The sequence below is a fragment of the Rhizobium indigoferae genome (assembly GCF_034554815.1).
GTDB classification, from domain to species: domain Bacteria; phylum Pseudomonadota; class Alphaproteobacteria; order Rhizobiales; family Rhizobiaceae; genus Rhizobium; species Rhizobium leguminosarum.
In genome coordinates, this window is the sequence record NZ_CP140635.1 from 598,652 (window position 1) to 624,550 (window position 25,899).

At 62.1% G+C, this 25,899-nt stretch carries 23 protein-coding genes and 1 pseudogene; 8 read left to right on the forward strand and 16 right to left on the reverse strand.

The features are described from left to right. Positions 1 to 56 precede the first annotated feature (56 nt). Both U5G49_RS02960 and U5G49_RS02965 read left to right on the forward strand, forming a co-directional pair. The gene (locus tag U5G49_RS02960; RefSeq protein ID WP_193445782.1) at positions 57 to 1,835 is read left to right on the forward strand and encodes an acyl-CoA dehydrogenase; all 1,779 of its coding nucleotides are present in this window, start codon (positions 57 to 59) and stop codon (positions 1,833 to 1,835) included. A 9-nt stretch (positions 1,836 to 1,844) separates the two neighbouring features. Beyond that, positions 1,845 to 2,600, forward strand: a complete 756-nt coding sequence (locus U5G49_RS02965) for a crotonase/enoyl-CoA hydratase family protein (RefSeq protein ID WP_193445783.1) — start codon at positions 1,845 to 1,847, stop codon at positions 2,598 to 2,600. An 80-nt stretch (positions 2,601 to 2,680) separates the two neighbouring features. Here the strand turns inward: U5G49_RS02965 and U5G49_RS02970 are convergent, their stop codons facing one another. The 3 genes from U5G49_RS02970 to U5G49_RS02980 are packed head-to-tail and all read right to left on the reverse strand — an operon-like array spanning position 2,681 to position 5,726. Then, positions 2,681 to 3,691 carry an MBL fold metallo-hydrolase gene (locus U5G49_RS02970; protein ID WP_193445784.1) on the reverse strand — a complete coding sequence of 337 codons (1,011 nt, stop codon included), beginning with the start codon at positions 3,689 to 3,691 and terminating at the stop codon, positions 2,681 to 2,683. A 2-nt stretch (positions 3,692 to 3,693) separates the two neighbouring features. Then, positions 3,694 to 4,944 (reverse strand): class I SAM-dependent RNA methyltransferase, encoded by a 1,251-nt coding sequence (locus U5G49_RS02975; RefSeq protein ID WP_131605829.1) that lies wholly within the window; start codon positions 4,942 to 4,944, stop codon positions 3,694 to 3,696. Beyond that, entirely contained in the window at positions 4,941 to 5,726 is a 786-nt protein-coding gene (locus U5G49_RS02980) for a TlyA family RNA methyltransferase (RefSeq protein ID WP_245509981.1), read from the reverse strand. The genes U5G49_RS02975 and U5G49_RS02980 overlap by 4 nt, the downstream gene beginning before the upstream one ends. A gap of 93 nt (positions 5,727 to 5,819) precedes the next feature. Here U5G49_RS02980 and U5G49_RS02985 point away from each other — a divergent pair, with 93 nt between their 5' ends. Next, positions 5,820 to 6,818 (forward strand): DUF4424 domain-containing protein, encoded by a 999-nt coding sequence (locus U5G49_RS02985; protein WP_193445785.1) that lies wholly within the window; start codon positions 5,820 to 5,822, stop codon positions 6,816 to 6,818. A gap of 219 nt (positions 6,819 to 7,037) precedes the next feature. Continuing rightward, entirely contained in the window at positions 7,038 to 8,975 is a 1,938-nt protein-coding gene (locus tag U5G49_RS02990) for a methyl-accepting chemotaxis protein (protein ID WP_130715730.1), read from the forward strand. A gap of 118 nt (positions 8,976 to 9,093) precedes the next feature. Here the strand turns inward: U5G49_RS02990 and dxs are convergent, their stop codons facing one another. The 5 genes from dxs to U5G49_RS03015 all read right to left on the reverse strand — a co-directional run bounded on the left by dxs (position 9,094) and on the right by U5G49_RS03015 (position 14,354). Next, positions 9,094 to 11,010 carry a 1-deoxy-D-xylulose-5-phosphate synthase gene (gene dxs / locus U5G49_RS02995; protein WP_018449327.1) on the reverse strand — a complete coding sequence of 639 codons (1,917 nt, stop codon included), beginning with the start codon at positions 11,008 to 11,010 and terminating at the stop codon, positions 9,094 to 9,096. Between the two features lie 165 nt (positions 11,011 to 11,175). Beyond that, positions 11,176 to 12,099: a pirin family protein gene (locus tag U5G49_RS03000; protein ID WP_018449326.1), complete on the reverse strand. Its 924-nt coding sequence runs from the start codon at positions 12,097 to 12,099 to the stop codon at positions 11,176 to 11,178. A 209-nt stretch (positions 12,100 to 12,308) separates the two neighbouring features. Next, entirely contained in the window at positions 12,309 to 13,076 is a 768-nt protein-coding gene (locus U5G49_RS03005) for an SDR family NAD(P)-dependent oxidoreductase (protein WP_130751067.1), read from the reverse strand. 88 nt (positions 13,077 to 13,164) lie between these two features. Next, complete coding sequence (locus U5G49_RS03010) at positions 13,165 to 13,416, reverse strand: exodeoxyribonuclease VII small subunit (RefSeq protein ID WP_003545921.1); 252 nt, start codon at positions 13,414 to 13,416, stop codon at positions 13,165 to 13,167. Positions 13,417 to 13,418: 2 nt separating this feature from the next. Next, the gene (locus U5G49_RS03015; protein WP_193445786.1) at positions 13,419 to 14,354 is read right to left on the reverse strand and encodes a histone deacetylase family protein; all 936 of its coding nucleotides are present in this window, start codon (positions 14,352 to 14,354) and stop codon (positions 13,419 to 13,421) included. Positions 14,355 to 14,637: 283 nt separating this feature from the next. Here U5G49_RS03015 and U5G49_RS03020 point away from each other — a divergent pair, with 283 nt between their 5' ends. Beyond that, the gene (locus tag U5G49_RS03020) at positions 14,638 to 15,039 is read left to right on the forward strand and encodes an acyl-CoA thioesterase (RefSeq protein WP_018245058.1); all 402 of its coding nucleotides are present in this window, start codon (positions 14,638 to 14,640) and stop codon (positions 15,037 to 15,039) included. Positions 15,040 to 15,076: 37 nt separating this feature from the next. Here the strand turns inward: U5G49_RS03020 and U5G49_RS03025 are convergent, their stop codons facing one another. Beyond that, the gene (locus U5G49_RS03025) at positions 15,077 to 15,688 is read right to left on the reverse strand and encodes a 2'-5' RNA ligase family protein (protein ID WP_193445787.1); all 612 of its coding nucleotides are present in this window, start codon (positions 15,686 to 15,688) and stop codon (positions 15,077 to 15,079) included. A 164-nt stretch (positions 15,689 to 15,852) separates the two neighbouring features. Further along, positions 15,853 to 17,376: an FAD-dependent monooxygenase gene (locus tag U5G49_RS03030; protein ID WP_193445788.1), complete on the reverse strand. Its 1,524-nt coding sequence runs from the start codon at positions 17,374 to 17,376 to the stop codon at positions 15,853 to 15,855. A gap of 455 nt (positions 17,377 to 17,831) precedes the next feature. Here U5G49_RS03030 and metG point away from each other — a divergent pair, with 455 nt between their 5' ends. Beyond that, on the forward strand, positions 17,832 to 19,376 hold the full coding sequence (gene metG, locus U5G49_RS03035; protein WP_193445789.1) for a methionine--tRNA ligase: 1,545 nt from the start codon (positions 17,832 to 17,834) through the stop codon (positions 19,374 to 19,376). 167 nt (positions 19,377 to 19,543) lie between these two features. Then, positions 19,544 to 19,765: a hypothetical protein gene (locus U5G49_RS03040; protein WP_130751077.1), complete on the forward strand. Its 222-nt coding sequence runs from the start codon at positions 19,544 to 19,546 to the stop codon at positions 19,763 to 19,765. Between the two features lie 126 nt (positions 19,766 to 19,891). Here the strand turns inward: U5G49_RS03040 and U5G49_RS03045 are convergent. The 6 genes and pseudogenes from U5G49_RS03045 to U5G49_RS03070 all read right to left on the reverse strand — a co-directional run bounded on the left by U5G49_RS03045 (position 19,892) and on the right by U5G49_RS03070 (position 24,455). After that, a pseudogene (locus tag U5G49_RS03045) lies at positions 19,892 to 21,030 on the reverse strand (PAS domain-containing sensor histidine kinase). Then, on the reverse strand, positions 21,030 to 21,818 hold the full coding sequence (locus U5G49_RS03050) for an alpha/beta fold hydrolase (protein ID WP_047622012.1): 789 nt from the start codon (positions 21,816 to 21,818) through the stop codon (positions 21,030 to 21,032). The pseudogene U5G49_RS03045 and the gene U5G49_RS03050 overlap by 1 nt, the downstream one beginning before the upstream one ends. 87 nt (positions 21,819 to 21,905) lie before the next feature. Next, positions 21,906 to 22,418 carry a GXWXG domain-containing protein gene (locus U5G49_RS03055; RefSeq protein WP_026231124.1) on the reverse strand — a complete coding sequence of 171 codons (513 nt, stop codon included), beginning with the start codon at positions 22,416 to 22,418 and terminating at the stop codon, positions 21,906 to 21,908. Between the two features lie 166 nt (positions 22,419 to 22,584). Continuing rightward, on the reverse strand, positions 22,585 to 23,148 hold the full coding sequence (locus tag U5G49_RS03060) for a biotin transporter BioY (RefSeq protein WP_028734878.1): 564 nt from the start codon (positions 23,146 to 23,148) through the stop codon (positions 22,585 to 22,587). A gap of 24 nt (positions 23,149 to 23,172) precedes the next feature. Next, positions 23,173 to 23,781, reverse strand: coding sequence for an energy-coupling factor transporter transmembrane component T family protein (locus tag U5G49_RS03065; RefSeq protein ID WP_113541729.1), 609 nt, complete (start codon positions 23,779 to 23,781; stop codon positions 23,173 to 23,175). Further along, positions 23,781 to 24,455: an energy-coupling factor ABC transporter ATP-binding protein gene (locus U5G49_RS03070; protein WP_113541772.1), complete on the reverse strand. Its 675-nt coding sequence runs from the start codon at positions 24,453 to 24,455 to the stop codon at positions 23,781 to 23,783. The genes U5G49_RS03065 and U5G49_RS03070 overlap by 1 nt, the downstream gene beginning before the upstream one ends. Before the next feature lie 118 nt (positions 24,456 to 24,573). Between U5G49_RS03070 and U5G49_RS03075 the strand changes: the two genes are divergently transcribed. Then, on the forward strand, positions 24,574 to 25,764 hold the full coding sequence (locus tag U5G49_RS03075; RefSeq protein ID WP_193445790.1) for a winged helix-turn-helix domain-containing protein: 1,191 nt from the start codon (positions 24,574 to 24,576) through the stop codon (positions 25,762 to 25,764). Positions 25,765 to 25,899: the final 135 nt, after the last annotated feature.

Here is a 25,899-nt window from a genome sequence, read left to right on the forward strand (position 1 = left end):
AGCCCTTGCCTCGGAGGGGCTTGCCCAAGTGCAGGCCGGTCTGCGGAGGAAAAACCATGTACAAGGCGCCCGTCGAGGAAATCGCGTTCACGTTGAAGCACGTAGCGGGCATGGACGAGGCGATTTCAAGAGGGCTGCTCGGCGATCTTGGCGAAGACTTGGTCGACGCCATCCTGGCCGAGGCGGGGCGTTTTGCCACAGAGGAAGTGGCGCCTCTCGCCGAAATCGGCGACCGTCAGGGCGCCCGCCTGATCGATGGCGAGGTCAGGCTGCCGGATGGTTGGCGCGATCTCTATCGCCATTGGATCGCCGGCGGCTGGAACGGCCTGACGGCGCCGGAGGCCTTCGGCGGCCAGGCCTTGCCGCATATGCTGAATGTCGCAGCACTCGAAATGTGGAATTCCGGCTCCATGGCCTTCGCGCTTGCCCCGACGCTGACGATGGGCGCCATCGAGGCCGTCAGCACCCACGGCAGTGCCGCGCTGAAACAGAAATATCTGGAAAAGATGGTCTCCGGCGAATGGACCGGCACCATGAACCTGACCGAGCCGCATGCCGGCTCCGATCTCGGCGTGCTCAAGGCTCGCGCCGAGCGGAGCGACGACGGCAGCTACCGCCTCTTCGGCCAGAAGATCTTCATCACCTGGGGCGAGCATGATGCGGCCGACAATATCATCCATCTGGTGCTGGCCCGCCTGCCGGATGCGCCGGCCGGCACCCGCGGCATCTCGCTGTTTCTGGCGCCGAAATTCCTGGTGAACGACGACGGATCGCTTGGGCCCCGCAATGATCTGTTCTGCCACTCGCTGGAGCACAAGCTCGGCATCCACGGTTCGCCGACCTGCACGATGATCTATGGAGACGGAAAATTCGGCGGTGAAAAGGGCGCAGTCGGATGGCTGGTCGGCGAGGAGAACAAGGGGCTGGCCTGCATGTTCACGATGATGAACAATGCCCGCCTCGCCGTCGGCATGCAGGGCGTGGCGATCGCCGAGGCCGCCACCCAGAAGGCGCTCGCCTATGCCAGGGAACGCACCCAGGGCAGGGCGCCGGGCGCAAGCGGCGCCGGCATGAGCCCGATCGTCGAACATCCCGATGTCGCCCGCATGCTCCTCACCATGAAGGCGCTGACCCAAGGGGCGCGCGCCATCTCCTATGCCTGCGCCCATGCGATCGACATGTCGCATCGGGCAGGTGACGCCAGCCGCCATTGGCAGGAGCGCGCCGCTTTGCTCACCCCGATCGCCAAATCCTTTTCGACCGATGCCGGCGTCGACGTCGCCTCGCTCGGCATTCAGGTGCATGGCGGCATGGGCTTCATCGAGGAGACGGGTGCGGCGCGTTATCTCCGCGATGCCCGCATCGCCCCGATCTATGAGGGCACCAATGGTATCCAGGCGATCGACCTCGTCACCCGCAAGCTGCCGCTCTCCGGCGGCGATCAGGTGAAGGGTTTCATCGCCGAGCTCAGAGAGATCGCCGATGGCGTCCGCCGCTCCAATCGCGACGGTTTCGGCGAAACCGCTGCGAGGCTCGACGCTGCGATCGCCGATCTCGAGCAGGCGACCGCCTGGCTGATGAAGACGCTTGCCGAGAACAGGACCGCCGAGGCGCTCTCGGGTGCCACGCCCTATCAGCGGCTGTTCGGCCTCGTGCTCACCGGCTGTTACCTCGCCAAGGGCGGGCTTGCCGAAAGTGCCGATGGCGCGGCCGAAAACCGTATCGCGCTCTGCCGCTTCGCCGCCGAAAACCTGATCGCCGAAACCGCAGCCCTTCGCGACCGGGTCGTCAATGGCGCGGCAAGCCTTGCCGCCGCCCGCATCCTGCTTGCCTGAGGAGACCTTATGACCGATTACATCATCGTCGAGCAGCCTTCCGCCTATCCCGGCGTCCAGTCCATCCGCTTCAACCGGCCGGAAAAGAAGAACGCCATCACCCGCGCCATGTATCGGACGATGGCTGATGCGCTGAATGCGGCCAACACAAGCCCCGACATCCGAGCCACCGCTTTGCTCGGCACCGAGGGCTGCTTCTCGGCCGGCAACGACCTGAACGATTTTCTGGCTGCCGCAATGGGCGGCCGCGGTCTGGAGCAGGAGATCCTCGATTTCCTCTATGCGCTGGTGAAGGCCGAAAAGCCCGTCGTCTCCGGCATCGACGGTCTGGCGGTCGGCATCGGCACGACGATCCATCTCCATTGCGATCTGACCATCGCCTCCAGCCGCAGCCAGTTTCGCACACCCTTCGTCGATCTGGCGCTGGTGCCCGAGGCAGGTTCCAGCCTCGTCGCGCCGCGCCTGATGGGACATCAGCGCGCCTTCGCCATGCTTGCCGCCGGCGAAGCATTCTCTGCGGACGAGGCGAAGGAAGCCGGCCTGGTCTGGAAGGTCGTTGAAACTGGCGAGGTCGATTCTCTGACCCTGGCCACGGCTGCAAAGCTCGCCGCCAAGCCGCCGGAGGCGCTGCGCATTGCCCGTGATCTCATTCGTGGCGATCGCGGCGAGATCATCGCCCGCATCGACGAGGAGGCCCGCCATTTCTCCGCGCGGCTGAAAAGCGCCGAGGCTCGGGCGGCTTTCGAAGCTTTCATGCGTCGCTGAGCGGCGATCTCGGTCGTTTCCGAAGTATCTATGGGAAGCAGGCCGATACCAACATCAGTCCGGGAGCAAACGGATACCGATTAGACCGCCGGCACATTGAATACCTCGCCGGCCCTCAGTGGCCGGAACCGCTCCGGGGGAATATCATGCTCGCTCATTGCGTCTTGCAACGCCCTTGCCGGCGCGTCGACCGCTTCATTCGTCAGTTGGAACGTGGCGAAGTGATGCCCGGCCACATAGGCCGCATTTGCCAACTTCATCCCGATCACCGCCTCCTGGGGATTCTGGTGCTGCCCTTTCATGAACCAGCGCGGCTCATATGCGCCGAAGGGTAAAATGGCCAAACGAAAGCCGCCATGCTTCTGCTGTGCCGCTTGGTAATTGATGCCGTGGTGAAAGCCCGTATCTCCGACGTGATAAATTTTTCCGGCTGGAGTCGACAAAACGAACGAGGCCCAGAGTGCCATCCGGCGATCGGCGGTTCCGCGCGCGGACCAATGGTGTGCAGGCTCCGCATCAATGCTTATTCCGGCGTGCGAAATCCGCTCGCCCCAGTCCATCGATGTCGTCTGTATATCGGGCACGGCACGGCGAATGATCGTGTCATTGCCGAGTGGCGTCACGACACGCGGCCGATGCTTCGCACCCAACCGCCTGAGCGTTGCGATATCGAGATGATCATAATGATTGTGCGATACCAGCACGAGATCAATCGGCGGCAAATCATCGAACGCGATGCCCGGTTGGACGACGCGCTTGGGTCCGGCAAAAGCGAAGGGGCTTACGCGCTCCGACCACACCGGGTCGGTGAGGACATTGAGCCCAGCGACCTGCACGAGCATTGTTGCATGACCAACCATGGTCACCCTTAGATCCTCGCCGTCGACGCATGGATCCGGCTTGGCCGCCGGGTATGGACTTGGGACCGACTGCGGCCAGCGCTCACGGCCACCGCCGAATTGCCACCGCAGCAGATCGCGGAAACCAAGGGGCTCAATACCGTCGGGATTGAAGAAATGTGTGCCGTCGAAATGGTCGGACACTGGGCCGTTATAGTAGGGGTTGCGTCTTTTGGTCTTCCCGACAGGCACGCCTATTTCTCCAGCGTCGCCACCACCTCGACATGCGAGGTCCAGAGGAACTGGTCGATCGGCGTCACTTGCGTGATCCGGTAGCCGCCCTCGACGAGGATCGCGAGATCCCGCGCCAGCGTCAGCGGATTGCAGCTGACGGCCACGATCTTCTTCACGCCTGAGCGGGCAAGCTCCTGGCACTGGAACTCGGCACCCGCCCTCGGCGGATCGAAGACGACGGCGTCATAGGGCTTGAACTCCTGCGTCATCAAAGGACGGCGAAAGAGATCGCGCTTTTCGACGGTGACCGGCTTCAGTCCTTGCGTGTTGCGGGCGGCATGATCGAGTGCGGCGAGCGCCTTTGCTTCGGCTTCGACGGCGTGCACGCGGCCGATCCGCGCCAGCCGCAATGAAAACGTGCCGGAGCCGGCAAAGAGATCGGCGATCCGCTTCGCCTTACCGGCATGGGCAATGACCAGCTCCGCCATCGCCTCTTCCGCCGGCTTGGTCGCCTGGGTGAAACTGCCCGGCGGCGGTGAAACCTGGACGCCGCCGAATTCGACCATCGGCTTCGACGGCTCGACGAGGATTTCGCCGTTCAGCGAAACACGGGCGATGCCGCGCAGGCCAAGCGCGGTCTCGATCGCCTTGCGCCGCTGCGGGTCGGAGAGTTTCTTCACGTCGTCGACGGAGATGTCGAGGCCGGAAAGCGTTTCGAGCACCGCGACGCGGAAGGGTTCGGCGCTGGTCGCCAGCGAAGCCGCAATCGCCCTGATCGCCGGCAGTCGGGCGATGATCCCTGCCGACGAGATCGGACATTCCTCGATGGCGACGATATGGTGGCTTTCGGCCTGGTTGAATCCAACAAGCATGTCCTTCTCGGTCTTGCGCGCCGCAAACACCACGCGCCGCCGCTCGCCCGGCCGGGCCGGAACGACCTCGCCAACCTCGGGTGTCAGCCCCTTCGATTTCAGCGCGTCGATGACCAGCTGGCGCTTGAAGGCGCGGTAGGGCGCGTCTGCCATATGCTGCAGTGTGCAGCCGCCGCAGGTGCCGTTGACTCCATCCGGGCCGAAATGCCGACAGGGCGGCTCCTGCCGGTCGGGCGAGGGCGTTGTGATCGACATGATCGTGCCCTGGCTCTTGACCCGGGCAATCGCCACCGTTTCCCCAGGCAGCGAAAAGGGCACATAAACAGGTCCGCCGGCGCTGCTGGCGATGCCGTCGCCCTGGGCGCCGAGCTTCTCGATCGTGACGGTTTCGGTGCTCACGGTTTCAATCCTGCCAGAAGGAATTCCTGATTGCCGTCACCGCCGGAAATCGGGGAGGGGATGAGGCCGAGGCTTTTCCAGCCCATGTCCTCGATGAACCACCGCTCCAGTTCCGCAGCGACGGCGGGAGCAGACGAGGGGTCCTTCAGCATCCCGCCCTTGCCGATCGCCTCGCGCCCGGCCTCGAACTGCGGCTTGACCAGCAAGATGGCGACAGCGCCCGGTTCGGCGATCTCAAGAGCCGGCGCGAGCGCCAGCTTCAGCGTGATGAAGGAGACGTCGGAAACGATGAAGGTTGCGGGATGGCCGATATCCTCTGCCGTCAGGTTTCGGGCGTTGAGGCCTTCCCTGTTCGTCACCCGCGGATCGCCCGATATGCGCGGATGCATCTGCCCATGGCCGACATCGATCGCGGTGACATGCTGGGCACCCCGCTGCAGCAGCACCTCGGTGAAGCCGCCGGTGGAGGCGCCGACATCGAGACAGTGATGGCCGGCAGGATCGAGCCGGAAATGGTCGAGGGCTGCGGCAAGCTTCAGCGCGGCGCGGGAGACATAGTCCTGCGCCGGATCGTCGATCTCGATTGCCGCGTCGGCGCCAAACAGCGCGCCGGCCTTCGTGACCACTTGGCCGCCGATCCTGACGGTGCCGCGCTGCACGGCGTCGCGGGCGCGTGAACGGCTGGCAAAGAGGCCGAGAGAGACGAGAAGCTGGTCGAGGCGTTGGGTGTTTTGATCTGACATCGGCTGTGCATGACCGGCAAAGCCGCCGGTTGCAAGCATTTTGTTCCCAAGACCGTCATTGACCCTCAAAAGCTTTCGGCGATAATCCTGCCGCGGCGATCGCGGGGCGGGCCGCAGACACGGGGGTGTTCCATGCTGAAGCTCTTCACTCTGATTGTCGCGGCAGTCATCGCATCGCCCGCGCTCGCGAACGACACCATGGCCGAGGTCAAGACCGGCGGGCTGATCTTTGCCCAATCCGATGATGTCAGCATGGCTGAAGAGGATCTCTTCATCTCCGCTTCGGAAGTGCGTGTCGACTATATCTTTGAGAATAGCTCCGACAAGGATGTCGAAAGCCTGGTCGCCTTTCCGATGCCTGACATATCAGGCCAGGTCGACAACAATTCCGCCATCTCCGATTATGACAGCGACAATTTCCTGCATTTCTCCACCGTGCAGGATGGCAGGCCGATCACCGCCAAGCTGCAGCAGCGCGTCGTTTCGCTCGGCATCGACGTGACCGACGAATTCGCCAAGCTGGGCATTCCCGTCCTGCCCTATAGCCAGAAGACGACCGAGGCGCTTGCCAAGCTTCCCGAAACCGTCCGCAAGGACTGGATCTCCCGCGGCCTCGTCTATCCCATGGGCACTGGCGATGCCGCCGGGGTCGACCTCGTGCCGCTCTGGACGCTGCGCTCGACCTATTGGTGGCGCACCACCTTCCCGGCAAAGAAAAAGGTCAGCGTCGAGCATCGCTACAAGCCGGCCGTCGGCGGCACCGTCGCCATCAGCTTTTTCGAAGGTGGCGAGCCGAAGGGTGATCGTTTCGAGGAATATTCGCGCAAATATTGCCTCGACGGAGATTTCGTCAGGGTTGCCCAGCAGCGTGCTCGGGAAGCTGAGGCGGGAGGCGCCAACTATACCGAAAGCTGGATCTCTTATGTGCTGTCGACCGGCGCCAATTGGGCGGGGCCGATCAAGCGCTTCCAGCTGACGATCGACAAGGGCAAGCCCGGCAGCCTCATCAGCTTCTGCGGCAGCAACGTTCAGAAGATCGGTCCGACGACCTTCCGGATGACATCAGAGGATTTCGATCCTACTAAGGATTTCGACATCCTGATCCTCAATCCTCCGGAAACGGCACAATAATCCGCAGGCTCTGCCGCTGTTGCAGTGCACAAATTTAAGCAAATTTAAAGCCTGCCCATATAGGTTCAGCGTGATTGCAGCGGTTCATCTGAACTGCTCGGCGCCATGAAGGCGCAAGCGTTTCCACGCCGATCATGTTCTCAGGTTCAAACATCCCGGCGGTTGCGTCTCGCGCGACCTGCCTCTCGCCGCGTCGACTGTCGTCAGGAGAAATCACCGATGTCCGCCAAAAACATATCCTTGAACGGTAAACTTGCGGCCACGTTCGCAGCCCTCATTCTCATTTTCGTCGCCATATCCGCTTTCGTTTATTCCAAGGCGACGGCGTCCGCGGCCGCTTCTGCCGAGCAGGAAAAGTCCGAGCTGCTCGTCAACCAGATCGACGATGCGCTGCAGGCGATGCTCGAGCAGGCGGTCAACCTGCGCGGCTTCATCCTCTTCCGCAGCGACAGCACCTATGGCGATGTCTTCGCCAACCGCGAGCGCATGCTGAAAGCGATTGCCGCCGCCAAGCAGACGGCGACGGGCGAGCCGCAGCTGGTCGAGATGATCGACGGCATGCAGAAGGCCGCCGACCTCTATTTCCATGAACTTGCCGAGCCGCAGACCAAGGCGCGCAAGGAAACCGACATGCCGATCGAAGAGGTCGTCAAGATCGGCGTCAACGCCACCAAGGGCCAGCTCGACGGGTTCCGCCAGGCCTCTGCCAAGATCAAGGCCACTGCGCGTGAAAAGTCGAACGCGCTTGCCGCCATCCGGGCCGATGCCAACAGCGATCTGAAGACGACGCTGCTTGCCGGCGGCATCCTCGCTTCGCTTGCGGCTGCCGTTCTCGCCTGGCTCATGTCGCGCACCATCGTCCGGCCGGTGGTCGGCATGACTGCGGCCATGGATCGCCTTGCCGGCGGTCAGAACGACATCGAAGTCCCGGCTGTCGAGCGCGGCGACGAAATCGGCCGCATGGCCCAGTCGGTCCTGGTCTTCAAGCAGGCGGCGATCGAGAAGCTGCGCCTTGCCGGCGAGACCGACCGCATGCGCGACGACGCCGAGCGCCAGCGCCGGGCAGGCGACGAGCAGAAGGCGCGCGAGGAAGGCGAGATCCGCTATGCCATCGACGCCTTGGCGGGCGGCCTTGCCGAGCTTGCCAATGGCGATATGGCCGGTCGTATCCAGACGCCGTTCGCCTCGCAATATGACAGCCTGCGCAATGACTTCAACCATGCCGTCGAAAAGCTGCAGGCGGCGCTGCAATCGGTCGGCCGCAACGCTTCGGCGATCAATGCCGGCGCCGGCGAAATCCGCTCGGCCGCCGACGATCTTGCCCACCGCACCGAGCAGCAGGCTGCCGCCGTCGAACAGACCGCCGCAGCGCTCGAAGAAGTGACGACGACCGTCCGCGACAGCGCCAAGCGCGCCGAGGATGTCGGCAATCTCGTCGAGCGCACCCGCCTCGGCGCCGAAAAATCAGGCGAGGTCGTCCGCAAGGCGGTCTCTGCCATGCAGCAGATCGAGAAGTCCTCGGGCGAAATCTCCAACATTATCGGCGTCATCGATGACATCGCCTTCCAGACCAACCTGCTGGCGCTGAACGCAGGCGTCGAAGCGGCGCGTGCCGGCGATGCCGGCAAGGGCTTTGCCGTCGTCGCCCAGGAAGTGCGCGAGCTCGCCCAGCGCTCGGCCAAGGCGGCCAAGGAGATCAAGGCGCTGATCACCACATCGGGCGAACAGGTCGTTGCCGGTGTCGGCCTCGTCGGCGAGACCGGCAAGGCGCTGGAGGTCATCGTCTCCGAGGTGCAGGAGATCAACCACCACGTCAACGCCATCGTCACCGCCACCCGCGAACAGTCGATCGGCCTGCAGGAGATCAACACCGCCGTCAACAACATGGACCAGGGTACCCAGCAGAACGCCGCCATGGTCGAGGAACAGACCGCGGCAAGCCATGCGCTCGCCCAGGAGGCAAACGCCCTCGACGAGCTGCTGCGCCAGTTCAAGCTCGGCCAGGCGGCCCCGGCGCCGCGCGCTGCCGTCGCTGGCACCAACGCCCGTCCGGTCGCCTCACCGGCCCACGCCCTGACCCGCACCGTCGCCAAGGCCTTCGGCGGAAGACAGGCAGCTGCTACGGCTACCGTTCAGGAGGAATGGACGGAGTTCTGAGAGGGCCCTTCGCAGGGACGTTAAATGAAGAGGGCGGTGCAGTGATGCGCCGCCCTTTTTTATTGAGAGGCCCTGCTTGGCGGCGGGTGAGTGCCACACGGCACGCCCTGACATAATCTTATCCCGCAACCCCAACCGCAACGCCACGTCCCAGCGCCCTGAACACCGTCGAGACGATGCCGGCGCGGTCGAGGCCGGCGTGGGCGTTCATGGCTTCGGGCTTGGCCTGTTCCATCCAGATGTCGGGCATGACGAGCGAGCGCAGCTTCAGGCCGTTGTCGAGCAGGCCTTCGGTGGCAAGGAAATGCATCACATGGCTGCCGAAACCGCCGATCGAGCCTTCCTCGACGGTGATCACCATCTCGTGGTGGCGGGCAAGCTGGCGGATCAGGTCGTGGTCGAGCGGCTTGGCGAAACGTGCATCGGCGACCGTCGTCGAAAGCCCCGCAGCATCGAGATCCTCGGCGGCCAGCAGACAATCGGCAAGCCGGGTGCCGAAGGAGAGCAGCGCCACCTTGGTGCCTTCCTTGACGATGCGGCCCTTGCCGATCTGCAGGATTTCGCCGCGCGCCGGCATGTCGACGCCGACACCTTCGCCGCGCGGATAGCGGAACGAGATCGGCCCGCCATCATAGGCAACAGCCGTGCGCACCATATGCTTGAGTTCGGCCTCGTCGGCCGCCGCCATCACCACGAAGCCAGGCAGGGTGGTGAGGAAGGCGGTGTCGAAGGAGCCGGCATGGGTCGGTCCGTCGGCGCCGACGAAGCCGGCGCGGTCGATCGGGAAACGCACCGGCAGTCCCTGGATCGCCACGTCATGCACGACCTGGTCGTAAGCGCGCTGCAGGAACGTGGAATAGAGGGCGGCGAACGGCTTGTAGCCTTCTGCCGCGAGGCCGGCAGCGAAAGTGACGGCATGCTGTTCGGCAATACCGACGTCGAAACAGCGCGACGGAAAGGCCTCGGCGAGCTTGTCGAGGCCGGTACCATTAGGCATGGCGGCGGTGATGCCGACGATCTTATCGTCGAGAGCGGCTTCCTGCACCAGCGCTTCGGCAAAGACGCTGGTATAGCTCGGCGCATTCGGCTTGACCCTTGCCTGGGCGCCGGTGATGACGTCGAACTTGTTGACGCCGTGATATTTGTCGGCCGCGGCTTCCGCCGGCGGATAGCCCTTGCCCTTCTGAGTGACGACATGGATCAGCACCGGTCCGCGACCATTGTCGCGCACGTTGCGCAACACAGGCAGCAGATGGTCGAAGGAATGCCCGTCGATCGGGCCGATATGGTAGAACCCCATCTCCTCGAACATCGTGCCGCCGGTGACGTAGCCGCGCGCATGCTCGACGGCGCGGGTGATCGCCCGGTCGATATTCTTGCCGAGATAGGCCGTCAGCTTCTTGCCGAAGTCACGGAAGCCCATATAGGTGCGCCCCGACGCGAGGCGGGCGAGATAGGCGCTCATTGCGCCCGTCGGCGGCGCGATCGACATATCGTTGTCGTTGAGGATGACGATGAGGCGGGCGTCGAGGGCGCCGGCATTGTTCAGCGCTTCATAGGCCATGCCGGCCGACATCGCTCCGTCGCCGATGACGGCGATGACGCGGCGGTCTGATTTGTCGAGGTCGGCGGCAATCGCCATGCCGAGGCCGGCCGAGATCGAGGTCGAGGAATGCGCGGCGCCGAACGGATCATATTCGCTCTCCGCCCGACGGGTGAAGCCGGACAGCCCGTCTTCCTGGCGCAGCGTCCGGATGCGGTCACGCCGGCCGGTGAGAATCTTGTGCGGATAACATTGATGGCCGACATCGAAGATCAGCCGATCATCAGGTGTGTCGAAGACGCTGTGGATGGCGATCGTCAATTCGACGACGCCGAGACCGGCGCCCAGATGGCCGCCGGTGCGCGACACTGCATCGATCATTTCGTCCCGGACTTCGCGGGCAAGCTGCGGTAGGTCGCGATCCTCGAGCTTGCGCAGGTCGGCGGGATAGATGACCTGGTCGAGCAGGGGGGTCTTCGGCAGTTGTGTCACGGGCGGGCGCTCTTTCTTGCTTTTCCTTGTTCCGCTTTATTCGATTAGATTGCGGCAAAACAAGTGCATTTCAGGAACCGAAGCTTTTCACCTTAGAGCATGGTGCCGGAAAGTGTGAGCGGTTTTAGGCGGATATCCTGGTCTATTTCGTTCATTTCGTGTCGTTCAGCCTTCCGGCAAAGGTACGAATTCCTCTTCGTCACCGGGAACGATATCGAACCGGCCGGTGCGCCATTCCTCCTTGGCCTGTTCGATCCGCTCCTTCGAGGAGGACACGAAATTCCACCAGATATAACGTTTCGAATTGAGCGCTGCCCCTCCGAAGAGCATCAGGTGACAGCCATCGCGGCCGGCTTCCAGCGTGATCGCATCACCCGGCCGGAAGACCAGCAGCTGGTCGGCAGCGAAACGGTCGCCTGATATGACAACCTCGCCCGACAGCACATAGACGGCGCGCTCCTCGTGGCCCGCGCCGAAGGGAAATTTGGCGCCCGGCTGCAGGTCGAGATCGACATAGAGCGTGTCGGAGAAAACGCCGACGGGTGATGTCATGCCTTCGAACGAGCCGATGACCACGCGCCCGCGTACGCCTGCCGTTTCGATCAGCGGCATGGCGGACTTTTCCGTATGGGCGAAGGAAGGATCGATCTCCTCCTTGTCGTCGGGCAGCGCCAGCCAGGTCTGCAGCCCCGACATCAGCAGCGGATGGCCGCGCAGATTGTCCGGGGTGCGCTCGGAATGCACGATGCCGCGGCCGGCCGTCATCAGGTTGATATCGCCGGGACGGATGACCTTTTCGGTGCCGAGGCTGTCGCGATGGCGGATCTCGCCGTCGAACAGATAGGTGACCGTCGACAGCCCGATATGCGGATGCGGCTTGACGTCAAGCGCCTCGTCCGGCTTCAGGATCGCCGGCCCCATGCGGTCGAAGAAGATGAACGGCCCGACCAGCCGTCGCTGCCGACTGGGAAGCGCGCGGCGCACCTGAAAACCGCCGATATCGCTGGTGCGCGGGATGATCAGGTTCTCGATCGCGTCGCAGGCGAAGGCATCGCCGGGCAGGGGATCTTTACCGGGAAAGAAGGACATCAGGGATCTCCGATCACTACAGTGCCGCGCGTCTTTCAGACGCGCAAAGGATGCTATAGTTTTGAATTGCTGCATAATTTGTCCTTAAATCGATCTCGATTTAAGGAATGAGGCAGTCGCGCATCGACCAGGGATAGCAATTAGCGCGCCGCACGTCCAACGGGACGTGCCAAGGACGCCCTAACTTTGAAGCGCGCCGCACGGATGGCTCAGATTGCGGTGAAGCCATTATCGACGAAGAGATGGGCGCCGTTGACGAAGCTCGACTCGTCGCTGGCGAGATAAAGGGCAGCCCGCGCCACGTCTTCGGGCTCGCCGATCCGCCCCTGCTGCGCGGCAATGGCGGCATCCGAAACGTCGACGCCGAGCGCCTGCAGATCGGCCACCTCGCGCAGGCCATGCGGCGTGCGGATGAAGCCCGGGCAAACGGCATTGCAGCGGATGTTGCGGTCACGGAATTCCACCGCGATGGCGCGGGCAAACATATGCACGGCACCCTTGGTCGTGTCGTAAAGCACTTCCATCGGCGTGGCGGCGACCGCCGAGATCGACGAGGTGCAGACGATCGATCCGCCGCCGCTCTCAATCATCTTCGGCAGCACGGCCTTGGTCATCAGAAACATTGAGCGCACATTGACGGCATGCAGCCAGTCCCATTCCTGAAGAGTCGTTTCCAGGAAAGGTTTGATGACGATGGTGCCGGCATGGTTGAAAAGCACGGTCACTGCGCCGTAGCGTTCTTCGACACCGGCGACGGCGGCAATGACGGCTGCTTCGTCCGAGACGTCGGCCGTCCAGTATTCGGCCTCGCCGCCGGCATCACGGATGGCTTGGACGGTCTCGGCTGCTGCATCACCATTGCGGTCGATGATCGCAACGCGCGCGCCTTCCGCCGCAAAAAGCTTCGAGGCGGCACCGCCCATGCCGGTCGCGCCGCCTGAGATAATGGCGACCTTGCCCTTCAACCTGTCCGTCATTTCCTTGTCCCCTCATCGTTTTGGATGGGGATCATAGATCGGTCTGAAGCCGATAGCCAAGCGCCTTAAAAAGCGAGTTTGCTGCGCCTCAGGCGCCGTCCAGCGGCTCGACGCCCTGCGGCTTGCCGGCGCGGTCGAGCCTGATCTTCTCGATGCGGTTCTCGGCGGCCGAAAGCAGCGTCTCGCAATGTTTCTTCAGCGCTTCGCCGCGCTCGTAGATCTCGATCGATTCATCCAGCGCCACATCGCCACGTTCCAGCCGGGCGACGATGCTTTCGAGTTCGGCGACCGCCTTTTCGAAGGATAGGCCGGACACCTCCGGCTTGGCGCTGTCAGTCATTCTCAACCCTTCATCATTCTCAGAATATGCATGCCCGCCGATTCGGCGAGTCCCTCGAGATCATAACCGCCTTCGAGCAGGCTGACGACCCGGTTCTTCGCGTACCGGTCCGCCAGTTCGAGCACACGCCCGGTCGCCCAGTCGAAATCCTCGCCGGTCAGGTTGATCTGCGCCAGCGGATCGCGGTGATGCGCGTCGAAGCCGGCGGAGATGATGATGAGGTCCGGCCGGAAATCGTCAAGCGCGGGCAGCACGCGCGATTTGAACGCCTCGCGGAAGTGGTCGCTGCCGACATTCGGCGAAAGTGGCGCATTGACGATGGTGTTGTGCGTACCCTTCTCGTCCTTGGCGCCGGTGCCGGGATAAAGCGGCATCTGATGCGTCGAGCAGAACAGCACCGAGGCATCGTCCCAGAAGATATCCTGCGTGCCGTTGCCGTGATGTACGTCCCAATCGACGATGGCGATGCGCTCGGCGCCATGCGTCTTCTGCGCATGCCGGGCGGCGATTGCCGCATTGTTGAAGAAGCAGAAGCCCATCGCCGTCATCTTCTCGGCATGGTGCCCCGGCGGGCGGGCGGCGACGAAGACATTGTCGGCCCGGCCGGTAAAGACGTCGTCGACCGCCGCCATCGCCCCGCCGATGCCGGTCAGCGCCGCCTGCAAGCTCTTGCTGCTGGCATAGGTATCGGCTTCGATCTGGTTGATCTCACCCTCTTCCTCGGGAATCTCCCGCATGATGGTGATGAGATGTTCTTCGGGATGGGCAAGCAGCACCGCATCCTCGTTCGCCTGCGGCGCCTGCCGGCGCTCCAGCCGCTCGAAATTCGGATGTTCCAGCGCGACATTGATGGCGCGGATCCTGTCCGATCGCTCCGGATGGCCGGCGGGCGTCACATGTTCCAGGAAGATCGGGTGTTCATAAAGACGGGTGCTCATGAAGACACTCTATCGGTCGCTTATGTCATGTGCCACAGCAGATGGGGCATCATCGGTCGATTTCAACAAGCGCTCTGCCGCCGTCCAACCGTTCGCCTGTCACAACTGTCTCAGTTACGCCGTTTCCGTCGAACAGCTCCATTGCAACGGAGCCGCGCCTTTCCGGTGCGTGAAGGACACTGTAACACTTTGAACTATTGCGTAATTTTATCCTTAAGCCAGTTCCGATATAAGCTATTATGAAGTAGTGTGGCCATGGGACCTCTGTAAGGCAGATCTGTTGATGAGTCAGTCGAAACGTCCTGATGTGGCGGAAATACGTGTGCCGTTTCGCGATGTCGATATGACCGGCCAGATGTTTCTGGCCTCCTATATTTCCTATGCAGAGTCCGTCCTTGCGAGCTTCTGGTCCTCACGGCCCGATGTCGATGACGAACCGGTCTATAGCCCCAGCAAGGTTTCCTGCATGCTGCACCGTCCGCTGCACTACGATGAGCTGGCAACCTTCACCGCCACCGTCGACAAGATCGGCATGCATTCCATCGGCCTCCTCGTTGCGATCGACACCGGGGAGGAGCGTGCCGCCGAGGTCGAGATCATCTGGCAAGCCCGCACCCGCGAGGACCAGTCGCCGGCCTCGCTGCCGGAGGAAACGCGCGACTGGCTTTATCGGTTTTTGGATTAGGGGCAAAGCAGAGCCGATCGACCAGCCAGAATTGCCACTAGGTGCTTTTGCCTCGGAGGAGTGGCTCGCTGAGTATATTGATCTCGACGCTTGGATAAACGCGCTCTTCCAGCAATTTAAAGGATCCAACCTTCATTGCCTTGGGCAATAAGCCTGCGTCGAAGTTGACTGCTGGTAGCCTGTCTTCTGCAAAAAATCTGAACAGTGTTATGTGCGCTATTCGGGGCGGGGTTGCACACCACTGTTCGAAGCAGATGGCATGTGAAATGGCCGAACGAAGCCTGCGCAATTCCGCCGGCTCCTCTGCCTTTACGAAGATAGCGGCTTCCGAAGCAGCCACCTCATGAAAATGGAGCTCAAATGGCGGGGTCTCTTCGACCAATCTCTCCACGATTTCCTTCCATCTTTCCCCATTCAGCTTCCAGACCTCGTCGTTTGGAATACTGAATTGGGCCGCGGCGTTGACCAGGGTGACGACCGTCATGTGCAGGCTCTTAGCCGGGACGCGTGAGAGCGGCGCATCGCTGTCTCGCTCGATCCTGTCCTGCAAGTTGCAGAGCTTTGACAGAGCTTCGCCATCGGGAAGAAACTGCAGGTGAAACGCGCAGCACTGCTTAAACCACAGCGTATCGACCTTCGTGCGGATCACAGCAGCAGGTTCTTCTATCCAACACGGGCACGCCGCGCCGTGAGCGTGCAATTCCCATGTCTTGCTATCACATCACGAAACCGCTCGCCAATGATGGCAGGCGCCTGCTAGGCATCCGCGATGGTGATGGAAGTCTTGGAGACATTCGTTAAGATGGCGGCACCTTATCCGCCATCATGGACAGCAAACCAACGCGATCCGGCTTCGACAGCGTCTTCAGGATTCGACTCGCCCTCACAGGCCCAGGCGACAATTCCATCCGGACGGACAAGCAGGGCGGTCAGTCCCAGCCGGTCCTTCACCTCACCCTCGACATATTTGACCCGGTCATCCCAACGGCGTGCGATCGACCGGAGCGGTGCGCGGTCGCCGAAGTCGATCAGCAGACCGGTTCCGTCGGCGAGCAGGGCGGCGAGCCTGGTACCGTCGGTCCATTCGAAGTCCGGGACGCTGCGGCCGACCAGTGCGTGGCCGTCGCCGAGATCGTAGCGCATCGACGCATTCCAGACCCGGTCGGCGAAATAGGTGGCCCCGTCGCGGGTGGCGATGAGATCGCGGATGATGGATTCCATCGCACGGGCGTGGGGGCTTGGCCGCATGATCGAGACCTGCGCCCGCGACCAGGCGAGAATCTGTTCACCGATCGGATGCCGTTCGCTGAAATAGCTGTCGAGCAGTCCGTCCGGCGCTTCACCGCGGACGGTGGCGGCCAGTTTCCATCCAAGGTTCATGGCGTCACCAAGTCCGAGATTGAGCCCTTGCCCGCCGAGCGGCGAATGAATATGGGCCGCGTCACCGGCAAGCAGCACCCGGCCCTTGCGGTATTCTGTCGCCTGCTGGGCGCGGTCGGTCCAACTGGTGGCGACGCGCAGCGCGGTCAGCGTGACATCGGTCTGCGATATCCGCCGCAGCACCGCTTGCACATGCGCAAGCGTGATCGGTCCGGTGCGGTGAGATGCGCCGCTGTCAAACTCCACCATGCCGAAATGGCCGGGCTGCGTCTGGAAATACATGCCGGTCGGCGTCAGCTGTCGGCCGAGCTTCAGCTTTTCCGGGTCAGCCAGATCGACCTGCACGGAATAGCCGGTAAACTCGGGATCGGTTCCGACGAAGGAAAAGCCGCCCCCCTTGCGCACCACGCTGCGGCCACCGTCACAGCCGACCAGCCAACGGCCCTCAAAGCTCTGATCTCCAGCTTGGATCGTGACACCGTCCGCTGACTGTGCGAAACCTTCGACGCGCACACCCCGCCTGATCTCGACGCCGATGGACTGCGCGCGATCGGCAAGGACGATCTCGACCGGTTCCATTTCTGCCGCCATATTGCTGTCGGCGGGGCTCGGCAGCCGATAGGCCCAGTTCGAGGAATTGATCCTGTCATAATCGAAGGGGATGCCGGCGAAGTGTCCGGCCTGCTTGCGCGGTTTTCCCTCTGGCTTTGCCTGACGCCCGGGCGCTTCAAGGGAATCGAGCAGGCCGCGCCTGTAGAACGCTTCAATCGTCGGCAGCGTCAGGCCGCGCATGCCGAAGGGCAGCTTTTTCAACGGCGAGTGCGGGATTTCCGCCTGCTCCAGCACCAGCACGGAGACACCTGCAAGCCTGAGCTCGCAGGCCAGCAACAAGCCGACCGGCCCGGCGCCTGCAATCACGACATCGAAGAGAAAAGACGTTGGGTGGCGATTATTCATGAACGGCTCCTTTTGGTCGTTCGACCGGAGCAGTTCGTCGTTCTGACAACCACACGGACGAACGTGTGGGCGCTCTCAGCGTCCGACGTTCGTCGCGGGGTCTCATGCCTGGGGCAGGGGACAGAGCTTCCGTTTCCAGAAGGACTTGGGCTTACCAAACCAAGTCTGCCTTTTCCGACACCGGCAGCATATCGGCATGCCGTTTGGTCTGCAACGGCTCCGTGACAAGGCAGAAGCACCATTCCCGGTCGAAGTGCGCGCTTGTTCGAAACCGCCCTTGATGCTAGGAAAATTGTATGGACAACGCCGTGATCAGCACTTTCGTGATGATGATGCCGCGCTCATAGCGTGGCGGGTTTCGTGCGTTCATAATGCACCAGCGACCGCCCTCGAGGCGGTCTTTTCATGGGTCGATCCGTCTCGCGGGCATTAACAGCCTTCGAAAGGGAATGCCGATGAACAAGATCTATATCACCACCTCGATCCCCTATGTGAATGCCGCGCCGCATGTAGGCTTCGCTCTCGAGCTCGTCCAGGCCGATGCCTACGCCCGCCATTTCCGCCTTCTCGGCCACGATGTCCGGTTCCAGTGCGGAACCGACGATAACAGCCTGAAGAATGTCCGGTCGGCGGAAGCTGCGGGACAGGAGGTGAGGGACTTCGTCAATGCCAACGCCGACAGGTTCGAGCACCTTGGCGGCCTGCTCGATATCTCCAACGAGGAATTCGTCCGCACGTCGGGCGATCCAAGGCATGTTGCCTGCGTCCACGCCTTGTGGAGGGCATGCGCTGAAAATGGCGACCTCTATCGCAAGGCCTATGAGGGCCTCTATTGCGTCGGTTGCGAGCAATTCTACGAGCCGTCGGAACTCGATGACGGGCGCTGCCCGGAACACGGCATTGCCCTTGAGACCATCCGTGAGGAGAACTGGTTCTTCCGCCTCTCGCGATACGGCGACCGGCTGCTTGAGCTCGTCGAGACCGGGGGGCTTCGGATCGTTCCAGCCCATCGTCGCAACGAGGTCCTTGCCCTTTTGCGGCGCGGCCTGAGCGACATCAGCGTGTCGCGCAGCGCCGAACGGGCGCGCGGCTGGGGTGTGCCCGTCCCCGATGGGGATGAGGTCGTCTACGTCTGGTTCGATGCATTGGCGAACTACCTCACAGGTCTCAGCCACGGGTCCGATCCAACCCTGCTGCAGCACTATTGGAACGGCGGCCAACGCATCCACGTCGTCGGCAAGGGCATCTCCAAGTTCCACGCCATCTACTGGCCGGCCATCCTGCTTTCCGCAGGCCTGCCGCCACCTTCGTCGATCCTGGTGCACGGCTACGTCACGGTGGGCGGCCGGAAGATCGGCAAGTCGGCCGGCAACGGCATCGATCCGGAACGCATCATCCAATCCTACGAAACACCAGACGCACTGCGATATTACCTGCTCCGGCATATACGCTCGGGTGACGATGGCGATTTCTCAGACGAGCGTCTGGAAGCCGCCTGGTCGGGAGAGTTGGCAGGGCAGCTCGGAAATCTCGCCAACCGGGTCCTTGCCCTTCTGTCGACCTCGTTCAACGGCATCGTTCCGCCAGTGCCAGACAGCGACTTCGTCGAGGCTGCTGCCCGCCTTCCGGAGAAGGTGGCTCGAGCCTTCGCTGCCTACGAGCTCCATGTCGGCCTCGCGGATATTTTCGAGTTCATCGGTGCGGCGAACAGGTGGTTTGCACAACGCGCGCCATGGGCCGATGCGAAAGCCCTGCTTGCCGATCTTACGCCGGACGATCGGAAGGCGACCGCGACCCGTCTTGGCACTTCCCTGGCCGAGCAGGTCCACGGCCTTGCGATCATCGCCCGCTGCCTCCTGCCGTTCCTGCCAAGCTCGGCCGCAAAGCTGCATTCCAGGCTCGGAATACCGTCTCCTCGCCTCTATCGGGACCCCTTGATGGTGGCTGGAGTCAAAGCCGCCCCGCAAGCCGTCCTCTTTCCGCAAAGAGCGGCGGCTTGAAGGGGAACCAGCCCGAGATGCTCTGCGCTGCAACTAGCCAGCGCAGAGTTTTGACGTGAACCAGAGTGTCATGAAAGTTTCATATTCAGGCTATTTCCGGAAGCGGGAAAATAATCTACTATTTTAGTCAGGAAACGAGATTTCCTGAAACAACGAAAGGATACTGATTGGAGATATTTCTTGTGGTGACCGTGCTCGTTGGAGGCTTCGCACTGATCTTTGCGCTGATCGCAAGGGCAGAAAGAGGCGCCACCACCCAGACCACCGCAAACACCAAGCGCAGGTGGGGCAATTCGGAAGGCTCCGGCGATGGAGGTGGAGGCTGGTTCGATGCCTCAGGTGAGGGCGGCTGTGATGGCGGTGGCGGAGACGGCGGAGGAGGAGACTAAATCAAACTGAAATCGATAGAATGCCCGACCGCCTCAAGGCGGTTTTTTGTTGCCCGGATTCCAGGCGGTACCGAGACGGCAATAGAACGGAACGTCGCCCACGCCGGCGCAGCTGTGCGGTCCGGTTCAATCCAAGGGCATCACAAAGGTGAAGCGTGTCTCGTTGTCACCGGAACTGACCGTGATCGCCCCGCCATGGGCGCGGGCGATTTCCGAAGCGATATACAAACCCAGCCCCAATCCTCTTTGACTTGTGCCGGCTTCGCCTTTGAAGAAAGGCTGGAAAAGCCGTGTCATCGCATCGCTGGAAATAGGAGCGCCGCCGTTGGCGATCCAAAGCTCCAGTCTTCCGTCGACGGTTGCCGCAGATAGCCGCACCGGTTCGTCCGGCGTCCCATGGGTCAGGGCATTTCCCAAGAGATTGGACACCAGCTGGCCAATCCGGCTGCTGTCGCAACTTATAGGGCCGTCTAATTCGATGCTCACTTCAATCCTGCGGTCGAGGTGACTATAGCGGAGTTCTTCGATGACCTGCCGCAGGATCGGCTCGACCTCCTCCGCTCGCCTGTCGAGCACGATGCCGCCACCCAATCGTGCACGCGCGAAGTCGAGGACGTTGTCGATCAGGCCAGACATGCGAACGACGCTGCTCTGCATCAAATCGAGAACTTTAGTAGAGCGATCGGTCTGCTCTTCCTTTCGCAACATACGCCCCGCAGCGGCAATCGAGGCAAGCGGGTTGCGCAGGTCATGCCCAAGGATGGCGATGAACTGCTCCCGCAACTCGGCGGTTTGCTGTTCGAAGTCGAGCTGGGATTTGACGATGGCACCGGCCGTGTCCGCCGCCGCGCGCGCTTCGACCAGTTCCCGTTCATAACGGCGACGCTCGGCAGCCTGGAACATCGTCACACGGGTGAAAAGCAGGGCACCGTCTTCTGCACGTCTTTCCATGGCATTGGCGAGCACAGGCAGTTTTCTACCGTCCGCCGCCATAAGATCGAGGGCAACCTCGTTGAAAAACCCTTGCATGCGCAGCAAAGGCGCAAAATGGGTTTCGTAGAATATACGGCCCGAGGTGTTGAGCAGATCGTGAAGTCGTTTGCCGAGGAGTTGCTCGGCAGGGATGCCGATCCAGGTCGACAGCGTTTGTTCACCTTGGCGATGCGCCCGTCCGGCTGCAGCGAAAGATAGCCGCATGGCGCGTTTTCGTATAAGTCCTCAAGGTCTTCCGCCGGCATGGAGATCTGCGTGTCGGGACCGCTCATCAGACGAACCGCCGGATTGCAGAGATGACCTCGTCGGGAGCGCTGAGGTTAGGGCAGTGGCCACTTGCGTTCAGCACGACCAATTGGCTATTCGGGACCTGCTGATGGACGTATTCGCCGACCTCTTCGGAGGCGATGATATCATCGCGGCATTGAAGGATCAGCGTTCTGGCGGTGACGCGCGGAAGGTCGCGGCGATTGTCTGACGTGAAGGTCACCCGTGCGAATGCCTTGGCGATCTCAGGATCGGTGCGGCAGAAACTGTTTGTCAGCTCTTCGCTAAGTTCCGGTCGATCCGGATTGCCCATGATGGCGGGCGCCATGGCGGCAGACCACCCCAAGTGATTGTCGTCCAACGATGTCAGGAGTTCGTCTATCTCGGTCGCGCTGAAGCCGCCGATATAGTCATCGTCGTTGGTATAGCGCGGCGACGGCCCGACAAGGATCAGGCTTTCAAACAGGTCCGGTGCCTTAAGCGACGCGATGACGCCAATCATCGCGCTGACGGAGTGCCCGACGAAGACTGTTTGCGTCAGGCCAAGCGCGCGGCAAATTTCCACGAGGTCATCGGCATAACCAGACAATGAAGAATACTTTCCGGCATCATAGGCCGTGAGATCGGATCGACCCGCGCCAACATGATCGAACAGCACTGTCTTGAAGTCGCCTTCAAAAGCCGGAGCCACGAAGCGCCACATATTCTGGTCGCACCCGAATCCATGCGAAAAGATCATCGCACGCTGGCCATCGCCCCGGACTTGAACATGATTTCGATCGATGACGGTCATCTCGTCCTCTTCCCTGCTTTCATAGCATGTTCAGCCTGTTTTGGATTGAGGAAAGATTATCCAGGCGCCAGCCGTTTGCTGCATACCTCAGTCCATCACTTTCCGGAGCTTGAAGAAGAACCGCCGAGGGTCGTCGCGAACGCACATCATTCCGGCAATCTCGTCATCGTCAATCCTCCGGAAGTAGTCCACGATCGGCTGTTTGTCGTAGATCATCGCAGCCGTTTCGATGCCGTCGAAGGCCTGAAGCCGTAACGAAGCGGTCGTGCCTCTCGCTCGAAGCATCTTCTGCAGGTATGAGAACCAGCTGCGCGCGACGAATGTCCGGCCAAAGGGCGCTATCTTGATCGCCAGCCTGATGGGTAAGAAGCTTGGCTCGAGCGCCACGAGCCGGCCCGGTCTCCACGTGAAGAGCAGGGCGTCCGCCCTCATGTCGGAATGGAAGCGCTTGCCAAACCAGTTGAGATTCTCGAGCACGCCGTCCAGTGGATGATCCGATGGAATGCCGACGCCGCTCCAGAGGCCGACCATGTCCTTCGGCTGGACAGGATCCAGCGACCGGAACCAGGCAGCCATCTCCTCCTGCTGGTCGCCTCGCATGATTTCTCCTTCAAGGATGTTCGTTGCGACAAATGAAAAGAAGGTTTGGAAGTTCCCGCATTCATCCGGACCGGAAGCGACTTCTGGTGAAGGGCTCTATGTCTTTAAGCGCAACGGCCCCCGAAGGGGCCGTTGGGGTATTCACCAGACAAGGCCGGTCTATGCGTCAGGCGCGCGACGGCAGCAGGGGATAGCCGACCATGACGGCGCGGCCAAGCAGGGCTGCGACGAAGGCCTTGATCACGTCGCCGGGAATGAAGGCCATCGAGCCGATGAAGGCTTTCTGGAAGCCGAAGCCGGCGACGGTCGCGAGATAGGTGATGCCGAAAGCGTAGAGCACGACGATGCCGCCGGCCATGGCGGTGAGAAAGAAGCTCACCGTCTGCACCAGGCCGGATTGCTGTTCGTTGACCAGCCGTTCGCTGAGATAGCCGGTGACGAAGGCGGCAAAGATCCAGCCGATCAGGAAGCCGGCCGTTGGCGACGCGAAGATGGCAAGCCCGCCGCGGCCGCCGGAAAGCACCGGCAGGCCGATCGCGACCAGAACCAGCACGATCAGCACGGCAATCGCGCCGCGCCGGGCGCCGAGCACGACGCCGGCCATCATGACGCCGAGGGATTGGGCGGTGATCGGCACCGGAATGAAGCCGAGCGAGATCGGCGGCAGCAGGCCAAGCGCCACGATGATCGCGGCAAAGAGGGCGGTAAGAACGAGGTCGCGAGTGCTCATCATGAATTCCGTGTTTATCAATCGTTAACTCACATGCCGCCGAATTCCGCGCGCGTCAATCGCCGCGGCGATATTATCCGCATCCTTAAGGGTCAGGATGATCAGCGGCGCAAGCAGCGTCGTCGGCCGGACCTTCAGCCCGCGTGCCTTATGCGCCTCGCGGATCGCCTGATAACGGCCGACGATCTCCGGCACGAAACGCAGCACCAGCCCCAGCGCCAGGCCGATATCGTCGGCCTGCACCCAGCCGGTGCGTTCGAGCGGGCGGGCAAGCGCCGTCACCTCGTCGATGAACTCGGTGATCGACGTCGTCGCCGTCACGGTGGCGGCAAGCAGCATCAACGCCGTCAGCCGCAGCAGGGGCACGAGCGCCTGCTGCCAGGGATTGAAGAAGAGGTTGAAAAGCGCCACGACCGCGATCGTCAGGAAGACCGGCCGCAACCGCCTGAGCCCATCGGCAAACGGCAGGCCGATCATCCGGTAGAGAACCGCCGTCAGCAGCACGGCGATCGAAAGCAGCAGGATGTTGCCGCTGATGAACAGCACCACGCCGAAGACCGTCAGCGACAACAGCTTTACCCGCGGCGAAAGCCGGTGCATCACGCTGTTGCCTTCGACATAGAGCGATTGCATCAGGCGGCGATCTCCTTGTAGCGGGCGATCGCTTCGCCAGCCGGCGCATCGGCGGCAAGCCGCCCTTCATGAAACAGCAGCACCCGCTCGAAACCGGCGATCAGCTCCAGATCATGCGTGATGATGATGGCGCTTTCCGGGAGCCCGGCGATAATCCCTTCGACCAACGCCCGGTTCTTGAGGTCGAGCTGGTTGGTCGGTTCATCGAGGATGAGAATGCCCGGTCCCGTCGCCAGCACCGAGCAGAGGGCCGCCACCTGCAGCTCGCCGCCGGAAAGCTCATGCGCGCGGCGATCGGCCAGCGCCTCAGCGCCGAAGCGGGCCAGCACGCCCTCGACCTTCGCCTCGATTTCCGCCTTGGTTAAGCCGCGCCGCTTCAGCCCGAAGGCGATGTCGTCTTTGACGATCGGCAGGATGATCTGGTTCTGCGGCGACTGGAAGATGAAACCGACATCGGCCACAGCAGCCTTCTCATCGCTCGTGTCGCGGCCGTTGACGGTGACGCGGCCGACCGATGGCTTGGTCAATCCGTTGATCAGCCGCGCGAAAGTGGTCTTGCCCGAACCGTTCAGCCCGATGACGCCGATGCGTTTTCCACTGATGCCAAGCGTCAGCGGCTGCAGCGCCACCCGTGCCCCGAAACTGACCCCGGCGCCTTCGAAACGAATATCCAAACCCATCCCTCGCATCCTCGCGATCCCGCTTCTATACGGGGAATCTCGGGTGATGAAAGAGTAAATCTCCTTGTCGATATCGGGTGGCTAGGAAGATTTTCCGGATTATGATGCAGTCATGACGAATCTGCTTTCCAATTCCGACGCCCGCCGTGTCTTTCTTGCCAAGCAGGGCCTCAGCGCCCCGCCGAACCGCGCCCTGACCAAGGCCGGCCTGTTGCAGCTCATCCATGAACTGGGTTTCGTCCAGGTCGACAGCATCCAGACGGTGGAGCGGGCGCATCATCAGATCCTGTTTTCCCGCAACCAGACCTACAGGCGCGAGCATCTGACCGCGCTGCTCGAAAAGGACGGCGCGCTGTTCGAGCACTGGACGCACGACGCCTCCATCCTGCCGAGCGCCTTCTTCGTCTATTGGAAGCACAAGTTCCGCCATCAGGAAAAGGTGATCGTCGAGCGCTGGCGCAAATGGCGCGGCGAGGGCTTCGAGGCGGCGTTCGCGGAGACCTATGAGCGCGTTGAGCGCGACGGCGCGATCCTGGCGCGCGACATCAAGGCCGACGGCCACGTTTCCGGCGGCTGGTGGAACTGGCATCCGAACAAGACGGCGCTCGAATATTTCTGGCACACCGGCAAGTTCGCCATCGCCGGCCGCTCGAATTTCCAGAAGATCTATGACCTGGCGGAACGCGTCATCCCGGCCGAGTTCCGCGAGCCGGAGGTGAGTCGCGAGGAGTTCGTCGACTGGGCCTGCCGCAGCGCGCTTACCCGGCTCGGCTTCGCCACCCATGGCGAGATATCAGCCTTCTGGAACCTGGTCTCGCCCGATGAGGCCAAGGCCTGGGTATCAGCCCATCGCGACGAACTGATCGAAGTGTTGATCGAACCGGCGCTTGGCGGCAAGGCGCGCCCATCCTGGGCTTTTGCCGATTTCCTGTCGACACTCGACAACTACCCCGGCGCACCGCCACGCATCCGCGTGCTCAGCCCCTTCGATCCGATGATCCGCGACCGCAACCGCACCGAACGCCTGTTCGGCTTCTTCTACCGCATCGAGATCTTCGTGCCCGAGCCGAAGCGCGAATATGGCTATTACGTCTTCCCGCTGCTCGAAGGCGACAGGCTGATCGGCCGCATCGACATGAAGGCGGATCGGAAAAAGTCGACGCTCGACGTCAAGCGGCTGTGGCTGGAGCCCGGCGTGAAACCGTCGGCTGGGCGGCTGGAGAGACTGGAAGCCGAGCTTGATCGGGTTGCGCGGTTTGCCGGTGTGGAGAAAGTCGTGCTTCTCGAGGGCTGGAGAGGGTAGGCGAATCTCGTCCGATATATCTTGCTCCTACCGAGGTGAAAGGACCGAGACGTTGCTACGTATCCCTTCGCCCCAGCGGGGAGAAGATGCCGGTAGGCAGATGAGGGGGTGAGCGGCAAAGCCGCGAATGCACTG

Bases quoted from the DNA above. Each gene is read 5' to 3' on its own strand.
- U5G49_RS03060 (WP_028734878.1), bottom strand. From the start codon at position 23,148: ATGAGCACTCGCGACCTCGTTCTTACCGCCCTCTTTGCCGCGATCATC.
- U5G49_RS02990 (WP_130715730.1), top strand. From the start codon at position 7,038: ATGTCCGCCAAAAACATATCCTTGAACGGTAAACTTGCGGCCACGTTC.
- U5G49_RS03010 (WP_003545921.1), bottom strand. From the start codon at position 13,416: ATGACTGACAGCGCCAAGCCGGAGGTGTCCGGCCTATCCTTCGAAAAG.
- U5G49_RS03000 (WP_018449326.1), bottom strand. From the start codon at position 12,099: ATGTCCTTCTTTCCCGGTAAAGATCCCCTGCCCGGCGATGCCTTCGCC.
- U5G49_RS03015 (WP_193445786.1), bottom strand. From the start codon at position 14,354: ATGAGCACCCGTCTTTATGAACACCCGATCTTCCTGGAACATGTGACG.
- U5G49_RS02980 (WP_245509981.1), bottom strand. From the start codon at position 5,726: ATGCTTGCAACCGGCGGCTTTGCCGGTCATGCACAGCCGATGTCAGAT.
- U5G49_RS03020 (WP_018245058.1), top strand. From the start codon at position 14,638: ATGAGTCAGTCGAAACGTCCTGATGTGGCGGAAATACGTGTGCCGTTT.
- U5G49_RS03055 (WP_026231124.1), bottom strand. From the start codon at position 22,418: ATGCGAGGCGACCAGCAGGAGGAGATGGCTGCCTGGTTCCGGTCGCTG.
- U5G49_RS02965 (WP_193445783.1), top strand. From the start codon at position 1,845: ATGACCGATTACATCATCGTCGAGCAGCCTTCCGCCTATCCCGGCGTC.
- U5G49_RS03065 (WP_113541729.1), bottom strand. From the start codon at position 23,781: ATGCAATCGCTCTATGTCGAAGGCAACAGCGTGATGCACCGGCTTTCG.
- U5G49_RS03075 (WP_193445790.1), top strand. From the start codon at position 24,574: ATGACGAATCTGCTTTCCAATTCCGACGCCCGCCGTGTCTTTCTTGCC.
- metG (WP_193445789.1), top strand. From the start codon at position 17,832: ATGAACAAGATCTATATCACCACCTCGATCCCCTATGTGAATGCCGCG.
- U5G49_RS03050 (WP_047622012.1), bottom strand. From the start codon at position 21,818: ATGACCGTCATCGATCGAAATCATGTTCAAGTCCGGGGCGATGGCCAG.
- U5G49_RS02960 (WP_193445782.1), top strand. From the start codon at position 57: ATGTACAAGGCGCCCGTCGAGGAAATCGCGTTCACGTTGAAGCACGTA.
- U5G49_RS03030 (WP_193445788.1), bottom strand. From the start codon at position 17,376: ATGAATAATCGCCACCCAACGTCTTTTCTCTTCGATGTCGTGATTGCA.
- U5G49_RS02985 (WP_193445785.1), top strand. From the start codon at position 5,820: ATGCTGAAGCTCTTCACTCTGATTGTCGCGGCAGTCATCGCATCGCCC.
- U5G49_RS03005 (WP_130751067.1), bottom strand. From the start codon at position 13,076: ATGACGGACAGGTTGAAGGGCAAGGTCGCCATTATCTCAGGCGGCGCG.